The organism is Sphingobacterium sp. N143 (assembly GCF_030325625.1).
Lineage (GTDB): Bacteria > Bacteroidota > Bacteroidia > Sphingobacteriales > Sphingobacteriaceae > Sphingobacterium.
In genome coordinates this window covers 180,882-196,193 of record NZ_JACAIS010000006.1, presented here as the reverse complement: position 1 = coordinate 196,193, position 15,312 = coordinate 180,882, and the positions used below count along the sequence as shown (strand labels likewise).

Sequence of the window (15,312 nt, the reverse complement as noted above, 5' to 3'; positions counted from 1 at the left end):
ATGATGAAATATTCCTATTCAAACCACATACATGCTGAGGAGCGTGAGGTATCTTGCAGAGCGTCTGAAATTAAATCCGCGTCTGACATGGGCCGAGGCTTGCAGATGCCTTTTAAAGCACAGCTCATTCGTATAAAATATAATCGGCTTAAATGGATGTTCCTGGTTGGAGTCACACTTGGGATCTTCTCCTGTAAAAGCGACCTGGAGGAAGAGCCTATCGAGTTGCAGACACTGGACCAAGTGTTTGACCGACGGGATTCGGCCGGCGTGAATGCCAACCGTTTTCTGACCGATTGCTACCGTTATCTGCCCGGCCTAGGGAATCGGGTCGGTGGAGATTTTCTCGACGCAGCTACGGATGATGCGGTTTCCTCCAATCCGATCAACACATCGGTACAGCAGTTGGCAACAGGTTCTTATACTTCGGATAATTATCAGGACAACCTGTGGGCATCTTGGTATCAGGGGATTCGAAAGACCAGCATTTTTATTCAAAATATTGATCGGGTACCGGTTAAAGGGAAACTGGAGAATGGTACGCCTATGCCGCGTGTATGGAAAGCCGAAGCAAAATTTATGCGTGCCTTATTTTATTTTGAATTGGTCAAGCGGTATGGCGGGGTACCCCTGATGGGCGATAAGGTATACCAGCTGAACGATGATATTGAGCTACCACGTGCGAGCTTCGAAGAATGCGTCAACTATATTGTGAAGGAATGTGATGCAATAAAAGATAGCTTACGTACTGATCCATTTAATCTGGCTTTTTATGGAAGGCCTACGAAGGCGGCAGCCATGGCGCTAAAATCCCGTGTGCTCCTGTATGCTGCCAGCCCATTGTTCAACGGTGGAAATATAGATGGGCAGAATGATCACACAGGGTATACGGCATTTTCCGCTGCACGATGGCAGTTGGCCGAGAACGCGGCCAAAGACTTGATGGATCTAAACCTGTTTAAGCTTGAACCGCAGTTTAAAGATGTCTTTATCACACGCAACAATGAACGGATCTTTGCGAAACAAGGTGGCAATAATACCAGTTTTGAAAATAACAATGGTCCCGTGGGTTATGCCAATGGAGTGAACAATGGTCGAACTAGTCCTACCCAGGAACTTGTAGACGCCTTTGGGATGAGCAACGGTCTGAAAATTACGGACGAAAATTCAGGTTATGATCCAAACGATCCTTATGTAGGGCGCGACAGCCGCTTTTACGCAACTGTTTTTTATAATGGTGCCCCTTGGTTAAATCGGCCTGTACAAACCTTTGAGGGGGGATCCGATAAACCAGGTGGATCCAAGCAACAGACAAAAACGGGCTATTACCTCCGCAAGTTTATGGGGAATTTTGAATCGCTGGCAAACTATAGTAATGTAAACCATGACTTTATCCTGTTCCGTTATGCTGAAATATTGCTGAATTATGCGGAAGCACGAAATGAACGTCTGGACAGACCTGATGTCAATGTCTATCGTGCTGTTGAACAAATACGACAACGGGCAGGACTGAGTCCCTATCAACTTCCCGAGGCATTAACCAAAGCAGAAATGCGGGAGCTGATCTACCTCGAACGGAGAAAGGAACTGGCCTTTGAGGAGCATCGCTTTTACGATGTGCGAAGGTGGAAAATAGCCGAAGAGGAGTTTAATAAGGAGCTACACGCCACAGTCATTTATCAAACGGGAACCGGGGCGATCAGGCAGTCACTTCCTATTCTGAAAATGACATTTGATACGAAGATGTATTTGGCTCCCATTCCATTTTCGGAAGTGATCAAAAATCCAAAAATGGTACAGAACCCCGGCTGGTAATTGGCTTATTTACGTAAGCCAAAGAAGGCTGCGCGAATAGCTTTAATCATGAAAAAATAAAATATAAACGGATGAAAAAGAGCATATATCTGTTAACAATAATGGTTTTGACGCCATTTATACTATTGGCGCAATCCATGGTGAATGGTATTGTCAAAAATAGTTCGGGTCCCTTGGTGGGTGTATCGGTGCAGGAGAAAGGAGGGGGAGCCACACAAACAGATCAAAATGGACGGTTTAAATTGGCCTTACGAGGTACTAAGGTCTTAGTGTTTACAAGTGTAGGATATAATACCCAGCAACGAGACGTGAAGCAGGGTGAAAATATCGAAGTGATTATGCAATCCAGCAGCCAGGATATTGATGAGGTGGTGGTTGTGGGGTTTGGTACGACGAAAAAGCTGACCAGCACGGGTGCAGTCAGTTCAATAAAGGGAGCAGATATCCGTCAGGTGCCAACATCGAGCGTACAGAATGCATTGGCTGGAAGATTGCCGGGATTTGTGTCGGTACAACGCTCCGGACAACCTGGTAAGGATGCTTCAGATTTTTATATCCGCGGTGTCAGTTCATTGAATCCAGAAGGAAACCAGCCGCTGATCATTGTCGATGATATTGAATATACCTATGAACAGTTGTCGCAGATCAATGTCAACGAAATTGAAAGCATTTCGATCCTAAAGGATGCCTCCACGACAGCAGTCTTTGGTATCAAGGGTGCCAATGGTGTTTTGGTTGTCAAAACGCGGCGGGGTGAATCGGGACGACCAAAGATCAATGCGCGTGTCGAATCAGGTATGCAGAGCCCGGTCACAAAATTGAAGTTTTTGAATGCCTATGAAAGTGCACTCTTATGGAATGAAGCGATAGCAAATACGGTGGGAGACAATTCCAATCAGCCTTTTAGTGAAGCAGACTTGGCACATTTTCGTTCGGGGGATGATCCTTATGGTCACCCTGATATCAATTGGTATGATCGGATCTTTAAGCCATCGAGCCAACAGTACAATACAAATATTGATATCACTGGCGGTGGTGAAAGTATTAAATATTTTGTGTCGGGTGGGGCTTTCTCCCAAAATGGAAACCTTTACAATTTTGAAAATGAGGGCGACAAGGTCAATAATAACTATTATTACCGTCGTTTCAACTTGCGGTCAAATCTGGATGTACAGGCGACAAAGACACTCAAATTGCGTTTGGATTTCCGGGCAAACTTCAATCGCATTAATTCGCCCAGAGCGGGAAATATCGTTGGTGAGGTGTTCAATTTTAATAAGATAAGACCTTGGTCAGCACCTTTTATCAATCCAAATGGTTCATTTACCTATGCCAGCGATACGCAGGAGTTGCTTCCGACCATCAATGCACGCCTGGCAGCAGCTGGTTATAGCTTGGATCGACGCAACGATATCAATATTTTATTTGGCGGGACGCAGGAACTCAACGCTTGGTTAAAAGGACTTTCTTTTTCGACTCGTGTAGCCTATGCCAGCGTCGAGTCAAACGGCCGTGAGCAGGCTCGTGATGAAATTCCTGTCTATCGCTATGACCCAAGCTCGGGCAGCTATCAGCTGAAAGGTGGGGCACCTTATGTACTAGGTAATTATACCCTGCGGGCGTATCAGGGGGATTACAACAGTCGGGTGAATGTGCAGGCCAACTTCAACTATGCGCGAACTTTTGGGGATCATGCGGTGACAGCGCTCTTACTGTATAATAGGGAATCCTATAAAACAAAGGGGGATAAGAAAATCAACTGGATTCCACAGAATTTTGAGGGCTATACCTTTCGGGCAGGATACAACTTTAAAGAGAGGTTCTTGTTGGATGCGACGGTGGCATACAATGGGTCGGACCGTTTTCAAGCGGCACAGCGTTATGGCCTTTTTCCGGCGGTGTCAGCCGGTTATAATCTAGCTAAGGAATCGTTTTTCAAAGACGCGTTTAGCTTTGTGGAGCTCTTTAAATTGCGGGCTTCCTATGGAATCGTTGGCTCTGACAAGGTGACCGGTGATCGTTATTTGTACCAACAAGTATACAATGAAGGCGGCAATTATTCGTTTGGTGAAACCCATCAGCCTTCACTGATTATCACGGAAGGAAATCTAGGAAATAACAATGTCACTTGGGAAAAACAGAAGTCATTTGATGTGGGGCTTGATGTCAATCTTTGGAAAAACAAGTTTTCCATGACCTTTGACTATTTCAATAATCTGCGGTACGATCAGCTCGTTACTTCACAGTCGCTTTTCCAGCATATCGGTGTGGGGGTCTCACCGTCAAATATTGCGAAGGTACGGAATAGGGGAGTGGAATTGGAACTGAACGTAAACAACAATATCGGCGCGTTTAATTACAATATCAAAGGGGTATTGACGTATTTCAAAAATAAGATCTTGTTTCAGGATGAACCAGCACCAGCTTACCCTTGGTTGCGGCTGACAGGACAGCAGATCAATCAACCATTGGGCTATCTGTACGATGGTTTTTATACCGAAGCAAATATCGGTACAAGTCCAAAACCATCAGGAGGATATGAGGCGCAGCCTGGTGATCTGCGGTACAAGGATCTCAATAACGATGGTATAATTGATGACTATGATCGGACGGTGATCGGTAAACCCAATATTCCGAATACCAGTTTTGGACTTACCTTGGGCGGAAGTTACAAAGGTTTTAGCTTCAATGTGCTGCTACAGGGAACTACCGGATATAGTTTCAGTGTTCAGGGAAGTGGTATTGAGCCTTTTCAGAGTCAGTTTCAACCGATCCATCAAGAACGCTGGACCGTGGAAACAGCCGCTACAGCTAAATTTCCACGCTTAACGACTAATCCGACAACGATTAATAGCCCATCAACCTATATGTCTGATTTCTGGCTTATTGATGCCACCTATTTACGTTTGAAGACTGTTGAACTGGGCTATCAGTTGCCCAATAAATGGCTGCCATTTAAGATGAACAATGCGCGCTTATACCTGAGCGGATATAATCTACTGACTTGGACGAATTATTCCTTATATCAGCAGGATCCTGAGGTGACCTCTAACAGTGCGGGAGATGCCTATCAGAATCAACGTGTCGTCAATTTGGGCATACAGATCGGGCTTTAACAGTAAGTGATCAGGTTTAAATAATACGCTTGCAGGTTTAAAAAATAATAAGCGGGGCCAAAACTATTTCGCCCCGCTTATTATTTTGAGGCGATTTGGCGGATCCGGATTACCCGCTTATAACCTTTCGATAGTTGGATTAGTGGTGGTAATTGATTGTAACATCCTTCATCTCGAATCCTGCCGGCGCTTTTACCGTAGCAGTACTTCCGATTGGAAGGGTAATATCGAGCTTTAATTTATACTTTTTGATGGACCAATCTACTTTAACCTCACCATAAGGAGTCTCAATTGCTGTTTTTGCCCAGGTAAGACCTTTGGGAATCTGTGGAGTGATGAGGATATGTTTATAGCCCGGCTGGTTTTCATCAACACGGATTCCACCGATCGCCTGGTAAAACCATGTTCCGATACCATTATAACAATTATGGATACGGCTACGCTCTCCGCTCCAATATTCCCAGGTGGTGGAAGCACCATGATCAAGCATAAAGAGGTAGCCCGGATAATCCCGCTGCTTGAGCATAGTATACATAAAGTCAACAGCATTGTTGTCTGTAGCCCATTGCGTTAGAACTGGAACGCCAACGAGCCCCACGGCAATATGGTTGTTGTATTTTTCGGCACTTTCTCTTAAGAGCTGTTGTTTTACCGTTGCATAGGAAGCTTTAGGTGTGATTCCGAGCAGCATAGGATAGCTCATATCGAGTTGAGAACCTGTGGCATATTGGTTTGTATCTTCATTAAAAAATATCCGATGTATCAAGGCGTCCAATTTTTCTTTTCGTTTGGCAAAGTCTTGTGCTTCTTGTGGGAGCTGAAGGACCGTGGCTATTTTCTCCATGGTAGCCAAGCATTCGCTCACGACACAATTGTTGACTAGGTCGACCGAGCGGGTAGCTCCTGCATCTACACCAGCAGGGGCAAGCCAGTCTCCTAAAAACCAATCGCGGTACTTAGTGTCCGGCCAGCGTGTAAGGAGCCCATCCTTACTATAACGCTCTACATAGGAAAGCCATTGTTTCATGGCGGAATAGTGGCGTTGGATCAGCCGCGGATCTTGGTAGTTGATATAAGTACGCCAGGATGCCATAATGAAAAAACTACACCAATAAGGCCCGCCGCCACCAGCACCAGGATTGGGCGCGACATGTGGGAGGCTGCCTCCTTCGCGCATGCTATCCGACCAGGCCTGTAGCCAGTTGATAAATAGCGGCGAACTTGCAAACATAGTTTGTAAGGTATTGGTGGATGAATTTCCATCACCACCATATCCGGCCCGTTCCAAATGAGGACAGTCGACCATATATCCACTGAAAGAAAGACAACGCATGGTGTATTGGACCATCGCATGAATGGCATTGAGATCCGGATCCGAACAGATAAAAGAAGAGGTCTGCTGAAAATCCGTGTGGATTAAATGGGCCTTAACGTCCTTCTTTTTGGGACGATGTCCGAGGTTGGAAATTTTGATGTACTGGAAAGCATGATGATTGAACCTATTGCGAAAAGTTTCGCGTTGAACTCCCCGTGCAATGTAGCTATCGCATTGGCCCTGCGGCATAAAATTGCCGACAGTATCCAAGGCATCGCTATAATCGAACACAACCACCTGGTCTTTCTTTAGACCTCTCATCTCCAGTTCGAACCACCCGTTGAGTGTTTTTCCCATATCAATCAGCCAGGTGCTGTCACTGAGCTGGTTGATTGATGTGGGCCGGTAGGTCGCCTGAATGCGATTGGGTTCGGTCATTTGTGGGCTGGCCTGTATATCGGGAAGTGCTAGCGTGGATACTGTCGACCAAGAGCGATGGTCTAAGGCAACAGTAGCCATATCAGTGGGATTTAGGCTTGCCTGGACACGCTCGCCTCCAAATTGCAGTGCCTGCCAGAGCCCTGTATCGGCATACCCGGTTACTGAACCCTCCCAGGAGGAGTCGGAGACAAGCTTTGTTTGCCAGTGATCGGTATTGCGAATGTCAAGCTGAGCCCGGACCAACGCGCCGTCGAAAGCAATGCTGAAACCTGTGGTTTTCTTGTACCAGCCTGTGCCTAGCCAAAGTACTATACTGTTTTCACCCTCACGAAGATAGCTACTGATGTCATAGGTATTGATCAATGAACGATTGTTCAAATGGGATACGGCAGGAGAAAGTACATCTGAGCCCACCTTTTTCCCATTGATATATACTTCATAGTATCCGAGTGAATTGATATGTAAAAACGAAAGTGCCACGGCATCCAGATGAAATTTTTTCCGGAGCAAAGGACTGTGCACACCTTTCAACCCAATATATTCACCTTGCATAGGCTGATCTTTCAGAAGACCGACGCCAAACCTTTGGATATCACTCCAGTCGGATTGCTCGCCTTGGTTGCTCCATACCCTTACTCGCCAGTAGCAAAGGGATCGAGATGAAAGGGGCTTGCCCGCATAGGGCACCATGATTGATGCGTCGGAGGCTATCTTATTTGATTGCCAGAAATCTGCTTGATGATTTTCAAGTAAAGTTATGCTATCGGATGCAACTTGAATTTCGTAAAACTGCTGTCTCATTTCTCTACCGGGAGACCTTATTTTCCAACTGAAGTGGGGACTGGTATTATCCAATGCAGTTGGATTGATCAGGTTCTCACATCGTAGATCGTATAACTTGATATGTTTGGATTTGCCGTAACCAACAGCAGTCAATACACTAAGTAGGCATAACGATAACAGGGCAAACGAATTGGTCATTTGAGGTCTAGTATTTGGTTTTCATAAAGGTAGTTAGTAAAACGGGTGTTTTTCAGTAGTGTAAATGTGTTGGTAAACTTTTTAACACTTATTGTTAGTTTATGTTATTGTTAATTAGTGTTTTATATGTGTTTTTGATTTTTGGTTTGGTAGATGTATGTATTCATTATTATGCTGAAATAAAACAAAGTGCTGGATCGGTAAGGTTAATTTTTGCTGAAAAGTTTGATTTTAAATTGTTGTCCATCAAGTTTTAGCTAGTCTTTATAAGGGGACTAAGTTATTGGGTATTATTAAAAAAAGATATGTTTTGAACGCTCAACTAGGTAAACAATGGAAAAATCAAATTGATTCCACTTGTCGGAATTCATATGAAGGCTTGGGGAAAGTAAAGTTTTTTTAGACTATCGGACTCAACAATCCAGGGATTGGAGAAATTTGCACGACATTGACTTTTCAAGATCATGCGGGCAAACTGGTGGATATGGATGAACTGGACGTTTGGTAGGCGTTACTTACTGAAAGGCCTGCCTAAATTCTACCGGGCTCTGTTGCGTGTTTTTCTTAAAGACCTTACTGAATGACTGCGGGTGTTCAAATCCCAACTCGTATGCTATTTCGCTGATCGATAGAGAACTCGTGCTCAATCTTAATTTGGCATATTCAATCATTTTGTGTTGTATATGCTGCTGGGTATTTTGCTGCGTATAGATTCGCAGTAGGCTACCGAGATAGTTGGGGGAAAGATTGAGCTGCTGGGCAAGCATGCTTACGGTTGGAACCCCTTTTGTGATCAGGCTGTCGTAGCTAAAATGTGCCGATAGTATATTTTCGAAACGGGTCACCAGCTCTTGGGTAGACTTTTTTCGTGTGATAAATTGACGTTCGTAATATCGTTCTGCATAGATGAGCAGCCGTTCGATCTGTTTGAGAATCAGTTCGCGGCTAAACTTGTCGATGTTGGATTGATATTCCTTTTCGATATTCTGGAGAATATCAACAATTACGGCCTCTTCTTTTTCGGAAAGAAAAAGTGCTTCGTTGACTTCATATTGGAAAAAATCGTATGTATGGATATGCTTCGCCAGTTCGCTGTTCCACAAAAAATCGGGATGGATCAAGAGGATCCAGCCACTGGGATGGGCACGAGCCTCTTGATTAATCTCTACTTTCAGGAATTGTAATGGTGATATAAAAGTTAGTACACCCGAATCAAAGTCATATTGTTGCTGTCCATAATTGAACCTGGCATTTACATTTCGCTTTAAACCGATCGAATAAAAATGCTGTATCCAACTTAATTTGCTGTCATTAATGGGATAGTGCACTTGACTATAATCAACCAAACTGATCAAGGGATGCGCTGGTTGGGGCAGCCCGCAAAAACTGTGGAACTCCGAAAGGGAATGAAAGCGAAATGTATTCTCCATAATTGTAAATTTAGTTATTTTCCTTTTTTAATGGTGCTGATTTTTCCTTGCTGTGAGCGTTAACTTTAAGCTATTCTGCAGTTTGTTCAAAACCTGTGGATACGGTATAGCTTTTCCATTTTTCGATCTCGGCAGTCAACATGTTGATCTTGTTTTTGGCCAGCTCAAAGGCATCTTCACCCATTAGGAAATGTACTGGCGGATGCGTCAACGTGCTGAGCTCGATCAATAAAGTAGCTGCTTTTTGCGGATCATTGGTCTGATTTCCATGGATCTGATGTAAGTGTGCTGCTTCATTTTCCCTTGCAGTGACATAAGCTTTGATGGGATTGGCTGCGGTTTGGATTGATCCATCGGATAAAAAATCCGTTCTAAAATAACCAGGATAAACCAGGGTCGTGTGAATACCAAAAGGCTGCATTTCAACAGCGAGCGCTTCTGTAAATCCGGCTACAGCAAATTTTGTGGAACAGTAGATTCCAAAACCCGGATAATTTCCTGCAAGGCCACCAATGGATGCAATGTTAAAAATATGTCCCGATTGCTGGCGTCGCATATGCGGTGCGATATGCCGGATAGCATTGAGTGATCCAAAGACATTTACATCAAAATTGCGTCGGGCTTCGGAGTCACTGAGTTCTTCCACACTGCCTGTCTGACCATATCCCGCATTGTTGACCAGGACGTCGATCCGCCCGAAATAATCAATTGCTGACAGTACTGCCCGGGCGATATCCGTATCATTGGTGATGTCGACTTCAAGGGGAAGAAAATTTTCATTTTCGCCGATTTCTTGTTCTAAGGCCCGTTTAGTACGCGAGGTCGCTACGACAAGATAATCTTGTGCTAAAAGTTCCTTGACCAAACTTAACCCCAGTCCTTTGGAAGCACCGGTAACAAACCATACTTTTTGTGATTTCATGTGTTTTAGTTTAAAAATAAATTGATGCTACAAAGTTGATGATTTGGTGTTTTAGGGATGTAGTCAGATTGACGGATATCGTAGCCAAATCGTGTGTTTGATGTTTTTTACGACAATTGTATTTACGATAGGTAAATACAGCTCAATTGGGGTATAAATTTGAGCCTAACCTGCAATATTTATTGGTCGGAAAGAAAATAAAACGATTTTTTCCATTACAACGCGGCCTCAATGTGATAAATAGCCAACCGAATTGAGGATATCGGTAATGGTTAAATTTTAAATATCATAATATGTTTAAAATTACCAGACCTTGGCTTCGGGAAGGGCATAAAACGCGGTGTCCTGCTGGTTTTGCCAGGGGGCCTGATGAAAGTGCCAGCACTTCTCAACTTTGTCAAAGTATTTCTCCAGACTGATCTGGCCCCACTGATAACCGATCTTATATACTTTTCCGCCGCTGGAAATGGAACCAAAAAGGCTGGGGTGGGAGGTGCCTGAAACTCCATTGGTATATTGGATGGCCTTTTCGATATGTAATGTCGTACCAGCCGGAAATTTTGTGATCGCAAGTAGATCCGGTTGGGGCTGTGCCTGACAATCCTGGGCATACTGCCAAAGGGGATGTAGGTTGTCCAGCAGGATATAGGGATAATCTGCATTGGTCTGTTGGCCGATGTGGTCTTCATAGAGTACAGTCTCCCGCTGTAGTGTTACTGTCTGGCCGATCAATGCCCGAAAGGGGGGCTTGTTGTCGAGGCTGGTCGATTTTGTCTTTATGGTCGCATAGAGGATAAAGGCAAAGGCAAGGATTCCAGCCCCGACGAAGATGAAGATGATGCTCATGATCTTTTTTGAACGCATAGTATTGTCAGCTCTTGTTTATCCTGGTTATTTCTTGTCCGTGACGCTGATGTCCATTGTGCCGTCCACCGCTTTAAAGGTGATCATATAGTCTTGCTGTTCGCTGATGGTCACCGGAATGCCTTCGGTCTCAAAATCGCTGCTATTGAGCTGTTCCTTGGGTTTGTGGCTCTTGCTCATGGTGGTTGACATGGCAATGTAATAGGTGTTTCCTTCCACTTTTACGACCTTGAACCAGCCAAAGCCAATGTCTGAGGCAATACGGTCCCCGGCCTTACTGTACGCTTCATAATGCCCAAAATAGATGTCGCCGGCTATGGGAGGCTTCTCCATGGCCAGGGTGGACTCCGATTTGGGCCGCGCTGGTTTGACCGAGTCATAAGCCAGGTAGGCAAAAAATCCGATCACCAGCAGCACAAAGAGCCAGCCCACCACCGTGAGCTTAAAGATAAAGGGGGCTTTGGGGGCTTGTGCGACTTGCCGTTCGGCCATGCTTTTCATCTCCGGGGTCCACCGCCTTTTGACGATCTTTTTGCCAGTCACATGATCCCAGTATTCGGCATAAGCCTTTTTGGAATAGACAGTATAGAATGCCATACGTGATTTGGTACGGAAGATCCCCAAGGTCATCGCGTTGCCCGGAGTTTGGGGATTATGGAGTTCTGCTGCCGGAAGGGCAGCCAGTTCAATTTTTTCAATGGTAAAAAACATATGATGGGAGATTAGTTCTTTATTGATGGATTAGTCTGTATACTTTTTGTTGAATAGGTCGAGGGCATCCTGAAGCGCCGTGTCTGCTTCCTGGATGACTTCAGGTGCGATCACTGTGGTCTGCATGCAATCCGTGAGCAGGGCTTTCTGGTCTGCAAAACGCAGATAGGCCATCACCTCGGCGCTACCCCAGTAGTAGTCGTAAACCAGGGCGTTGCCTGTCGCTCCGGTATCCAGGTAGGGGGCTAAGCTCTTCAGCAGGGCAAGGAGGGGCAGCAGCTCGGTGTAATTTTCGCTAAAAAATAGGGCTAGAAAAGTCCAGCGTCCATTGGCTGCATCATATTGCTCCATGCTCCCGCTGTTGCGCTGGCCCAGGAGGTTGTCCAGTACTGCCCGGTTACTGCTGAAAGGGTACCTGGGTACTTGTTCCAGAGCCGGCTTGCTGTACATGGCCCGGCTGTCCCACCAGGTTTGCCAATCGGCCGTAAGCTCCACAACTGCGGGGGTGCTTGAAAAAACTGCTGTAGCCGATCTTGCGGGATCTGGATGCTGATATAGAGTGAATCGTATTCTGCCATATGCCTGATGTTTTGTTTTTGGAAACACTAGATGATTCCGTATTTGAATAGAAAATAGCCGAGCCCAATCAAAAACATAGGCAGCCCAAATGCAAATAGTATATTACTCCCCAGGTAAATACCCCAGTAACCGACGATGCGGACATCGTGATGGTTGTCGGGTCGGTATACAATTGGGACTTTCTCGCCTATGTCGTAGGCCGGTGGATTGGACCGGCTATTGGGTGTATACGTGAAGGTCTTCCCGCCAATGCTGTACTCCAGCAGGGGTGTGTATAGCTGTGAAGTACCATGGTCATCAGTAGACCGCGACGGGATATTGTCGATGACCGTAGCTTGTGTCTTGACGCCCTTGTCGCGGAACTTCCGTGCGGAGAAAAAGAGCACCAGGCCCAGTAGCAGCAGCACTGCGCCAATGAGCAGAAGAATCCCGTGAAGTATTGTTGCCATTTTCATGTCCTCCAGATGTATTGGTTTGCAGGTGGGTTAAGACCTGTCAATGAAATTAAAGCGGCGTTCAAAGATCTTGCCAATGATCGGGAGCGGTTTCTTGACCTCATTGGCTGCGGCGATAATGCCGAGTATCATGAAAATAAAAAAAATAAGGCCCAACAGACCCAGGAGACTGCCCAGGGTCGGGATGCTCAGGATCAATAGGTAGAGGACCAGGTTGAACAGGACGGTAAGGATCCACAGGCCGAGCCCTTGTTTCAGGTGGTACCTGCTCAGTTCGTTCCGCTCTTCCCGGCCACCAAAATAAGCCAGTAGCCAGAGGATGCCAATATAACTTAAGATCGATTGCACTTTCGGTTTCATAAGCTGTGTTTTTTTGTTTAGACAAAGCTGCATAGAAACAAATGAATATTAAATTTTTTGGTTTCACAAAGCATCTACAGCAATCGATAGGCTATCTACAAAGTATCTACATGTAGGGTAAGGGATTGACAGTGAACTGGTTTTGAAGGTTGTTTTGCGCTGCTTTTTAGGCCTATGGATTCGCCTAAGCTTTATTTTTTTATTATTTTGGAATAATCTGCAAACTGCCTGCATCATGAGTTCGTGGTTTATTGTGCATGAACTTGCTGCAGGAAGAGCATATGGAAAGAATTATCGAAGGATGAAATTAATCATTATAATCATTTTTGTGCTGTCCGTCGTATCGGTGCGGGGTCAGCAGCTGACTGCTGAAACCAGAGCAGTGCTGGAGCAGATGGAGCAGCTGCAGCTGCGTGGCCAGCGGGCTGAAGCGCTGGCCTTGTTAAAGCAGGCGGGGGCCAAGGCGCATGCAGCGGCAGACCTGGCTTATCTCTATGCTGCCCAGAGCAATGGCTATGCGGCGATGGATAGCTTGCTGCAGGCCAAAAGAATGGCCGATCTGAGTATGGAATACGCTGAGAAATCGAAGCAGAATGCATCGCTGGCCGTGGCTTACCGGGCTCAGGCGTATCTGAGCAACAGCATGAATATGCCTGATGCAGTGGTCAAAGATGCGCTCAGCGGACTGAAATACAGTGAAAAGAGCAGCGACCTGACCACGCGGTACCAGCTCTACTACCTGCTCTACGGGGCTTACAGCAAATGGGAGGATGGGGAAAAGATGGAAAAGTATATCCGCAACTGTAAGCAGATAGCCCTGGAAGCGGCCAACATCAATCTGCAGGTCAACAGCAACAATGGGATCTCAAGCATGTTCCTGGCACGCTATGCAAAAACTAAGGCGAAGCCTTTATTGGACAGCAGCCTCCATTATCTGAACGCTTCCTTCGCGCTGCTGAAGCAGTATCCGGACCAGTTGAGCGATAACACTTTTGTCATCACCTGCATCAACCTGGCCAATTACTACCTGGAGTATGCCCCTGGGGATCTTGCCGCACGCCAACGTCAGGCCTATGCCTATTTGGGTATGGCTGAGGGGAAGCTGAACAGCAAAGGGGCCTCCTCGGAGAAGTGGATGAACGTGTACGGGATCAAAAGCGGTTTTGCCCGGAAGCGGGGCGACCTGCGCCTTGCTGAACAGTACCTATTGCAGGGGCTTGGCCAGTTGATGCAGGCGCCAGGGGATTATTTTAAACTGGAATATACCGTCAACAAAGAACTGGCGGTCTTATCCTTGCAAAAGAAGGATCCGCAATTGGCCTATACCTATCAGCAACGTGCCGAAGAACTGTTGAAAAAATCTTTCAACGAGCAGCAGCTCTTCAACGCCCAAAAGCTGGAAGTACATTATGAGACGGCTAAAAAAGATGCGGAACTCCAACAGCTCAAAGAGCGTGAAAGCTTCCGTCGTAGGCAGAACTACCTGTACGGCGGGATGGCGATCGCCTTGCTGTTTGGCCTCGTGTTTATGTTTGTTTCTTATCATTTTCGCTTGCGTTATTCAATGGAACGCGAACAGAAGCTGACCCGCGAAAAAGAAGATGCCGCACAGCAGGCCCGCATGCAGCTCCAGCTGGAGAAAGAAGAGCAGGCCCGGCTGCTGGCCGAACAGGAACTGCTGCAACTCAGAAGGCAGCAGCTGGAAAAGGAGGCCCTGGCCAATTCGCTGATCATCGAACGCAGGAATGATACCCTCAAACAGATCCAAGATACCCTCAAAAGTGGTGAGACCGCCGATGTCCAAAAGCTGATCAAAGAGGAGCTGCTGATGCAGGCCGGCTTTGAAGATATCAAACTGCAGCTCCAGGAGCTGCACCCCGATTTTTTTAACCGGCTCCATGAACGGGCAGTGCAGAAGCTGACAGCCCTGGACATGAAGTATTGTACCTATATTCACCTGAAAATGGGTGTCAAGGAAATGGCACAGGTCCTCCATGTGGAACCGCAAAGTGTACGGATGTTCAAATACCGGCTCAAGCAGAAATTTGGCCTCGGGAAGGAGGTGGACCTGGAGGATTTTTTGACGGCGATCACCAAAAAATAGGATGGTCAAACAACGGGTAGGTTGGAGCTGCATCCTGCCGAAAAATTCGTTGCGGCTGACGATATTTCTGTCATAAATACAGTTTGGGGTTAAGTTTTTATGAAATTAATATATACAAAACCTGTTTAGTAGGAAGGGATGTGTTTATTAATTAAAAATTTCTTAACATTACGGTAAATTATAAACCAAGTGAAAGCATCAATTTTGATGCAAATTTCT

Annotated in this window: 12 protein-coding genes; 3 read left to right on the top strand and 9 right to left on the bottom strand. The window is 45.8% G+C overall.

From position 1 onward, the window contains the following. Together HX021_RS13230 and HX021_RS13225 are read left to right on the top strand one after the other, a co-directional pair. Positions 1 to 1,815, top strand: coding sequence for a RagB/SusD family nutrient uptake outer membrane protein (locus tag HX021_RS13230; RefSeq protein WP_286590870.1), 1,815 nt, complete (start codon positions 1 to 3; stop codon positions 1,813 to 1,815). Positions 1,816 to 1,886: 71 nt separating this feature from the next. Next, a complete protein-coding gene (locus tag HX021_RS13225; RefSeq protein ID WP_286590868.1) occupies positions 1,887 to 4,931 on the top strand; it encodes a SusC/RagA family TonB-linked outer membrane protein in 3,045 nt (1,014 codons plus the stop codon). Between the two features lie 139 nt (positions 4,932 to 5,070). Here the strand turns inward: HX021_RS13225 and HX021_RS13220 are convergent, their stop codons facing one another. The 9 genes from HX021_RS13220 to HX021_RS13180 form a co-directional block, all read right to left on the bottom strand. After that, complete coding sequence (locus tag HX021_RS13220; RefSeq protein WP_286590867.1) at positions 5,071 to 7,668, bottom strand: family 78 glycoside hydrolase catalytic domain; 2,598 nt, start codon at positions 7,666 to 7,668, stop codon at positions 5,071 to 5,073. 515 nt (positions 7,669 to 8,183) lie between these two features. Further along, positions 8,184 to 9,098, bottom strand: coding sequence for a helix-turn-helix domain-containing protein (locus tag HX021_RS13215; protein WP_286590865.1), 915 nt, complete (start codon positions 9,096 to 9,098; stop codon positions 8,184 to 8,186). Between the two features lie 70 nt (positions 9,099 to 9,168). Continuing rightward, positions 9,169 to 10,020: an SDR family NAD(P)-dependent oxidoreductase gene (locus HX021_RS13210; protein ID WP_286590864.1), complete on the bottom strand. Its 852-nt coding sequence runs from the start codon at positions 10,018 to 10,020 to the stop codon at positions 9,169 to 9,171. 303 nt (positions 10,021 to 10,323) lie between these two features. Continuing rightward, on the bottom strand, positions 10,324 to 10,866 hold the full coding sequence (locus tag HX021_RS13205) for a hypothetical protein (protein ID WP_286590863.1): 543 nt from the start codon (positions 10,864 to 10,866) through the stop codon (positions 10,324 to 10,326). Between the two features lie 45 nt (positions 10,867 to 10,911). Beyond that, positions 10,912 to 11,595: a hypothetical protein gene (locus HX021_RS13200; protein WP_286590862.1), complete on the bottom strand. Its 684-nt coding sequence runs from the start codon at positions 11,593 to 11,595 to the stop codon at positions 10,912 to 10,914. Between the two features lie 30 nt (positions 11,596 to 11,625). Continuing rightward, the gene (locus HX021_RS13195) at positions 11,626 to 11,946 is read right to left on the bottom strand and encodes a hypothetical protein (RefSeq protein ID WP_286590861.1); all 321 of its coding nucleotides are present in this window, start codon (positions 11,944 to 11,946) and stop codon (positions 11,626 to 11,628) included. Then, positions 11,904 to 12,173, bottom strand: a complete 270-nt coding sequence (locus tag HX021_RS13190; protein WP_286590860.1) for a hypothetical protein — start codon at positions 12,171 to 12,173, stop codon at positions 11,904 to 11,906. The genes HX021_RS13195 and HX021_RS13190 overlap by 43 nt, the downstream gene beginning before the upstream one ends. Before the next feature lie 27 nt (positions 12,174 to 12,200). Further along, on the bottom strand, positions 12,201 to 12,623 hold the full coding sequence (locus tag HX021_RS13185) for a DUF3592 domain-containing protein (protein WP_286590859.1): 423 nt from the start codon (positions 12,621 to 12,623) through the stop codon (positions 12,201 to 12,203). A 36-nt stretch (positions 12,624 to 12,659) separates the two neighbouring features. Further along, positions 12,660 to 12,989, bottom strand: coding sequence for a magnetosome magnetite crystal formation protein family (locus HX021_RS13180; RefSeq protein ID WP_286590858.1), 330 nt, complete (start codon positions 12,987 to 12,989; stop codon positions 12,660 to 12,662). A gap of 235 nt (positions 12,990 to 13,224) precedes the next feature. Between HX021_RS13180 and HX021_RS13175 the strand changes: the two genes are divergently transcribed. After that, positions 13,225 to 15,093: a hypothetical protein gene (locus HX021_RS13175; protein ID WP_286590856.1), complete on the top strand. Its 1,869-nt coding sequence runs from the start codon at positions 13,225 to 13,227 to the stop codon at positions 15,091 to 15,093. Positions 15,094 to 15,312 lie beyond the last annotated feature (219 nt).

What these genes read in the sequence shown, in the direction of transcription:
- HX021_RS13195 (WP_286590861.1), bottom strand. Translation starts at nt 11,946, where the DNA reads ATGGAGCAATATGATGCAGCCAATGGACGCTGGACTTTTCTAGCCCTA.
- HX021_RS13200 (WP_286590862.1), bottom strand. Translation starts at nt 11,595, where the DNA reads ATGTTTTTTACCATTGAAAAAATTGAACTGGCTGCCCTTCCGGCAGCA.
- HX021_RS13180 (WP_286590858.1), bottom strand. Translation starts at nt 12,989, where the DNA reads ATGAAACCGAAAGTGCAATCGATCTTAAGTTATATTGGCATCCTCTGG.
- HX021_RS13220 (WP_286590867.1), bottom strand. Translation starts at nt 7,668, where the DNA reads ATGACCAATTCGTTTGCCCTGTTATCGTTATGCCTACTTAGTGTATTG.
- HX021_RS13185 (WP_286590859.1), bottom strand. Translation starts at nt 12,623, where the DNA reads ATGGCAACAATACTTCACGGGATTCTTCTGCTCATTGGCGCAGTGCTG.
- HX021_RS13215 (WP_286590865.1), bottom strand. Translation starts at nt 9,098, where the DNA reads ATGGAGAATACATTTCGCTTTCATTCCCTTTCGGAGTTCCACAGTTTT.
- HX021_RS13210 (WP_286590864.1), bottom strand. Translation starts at nt 10,020, where the DNA reads ATGAAATCACAAAAAGTATGGTTTGTTACCGGTGCTTCCAAAGGACTG.
- HX021_RS13205 (WP_286590863.1), bottom strand. Translation starts at nt 10,866, where the DNA reads ATGAGCATCATCTTCATCTTCGTCGGGGCTGGAATCCTTGCCTTTGCC.
- HX021_RS13190 (WP_286590860.1), bottom strand. Translation starts at nt 12,173, where the DNA reads ATGGCAGAATACGATTCACTCTATATCAGCATCCAGATCCCGCAAGAT.
- HX021_RS13225 (WP_286590868.1), top strand. Translation starts at nt 1,887, where the DNA reads ATGAAAAAGAGCATATATCTGTTAACAATAATGGTTTTGACGCCATTT.
- HX021_RS13230 (WP_286590870.1), top strand. Translation starts at nt 1, where the DNA reads ATGATGAAATATTCCTATTCAAACCACATACATGCTGAGGAGCGTGAG.
- HX021_RS13175 (WP_286590856.1), top strand. Translation starts at nt 13,225, where the DNA reads ATGAGTTCGTGGTTTATTGTGCATGAACTTGCTGCAGGAAGAGCATAT.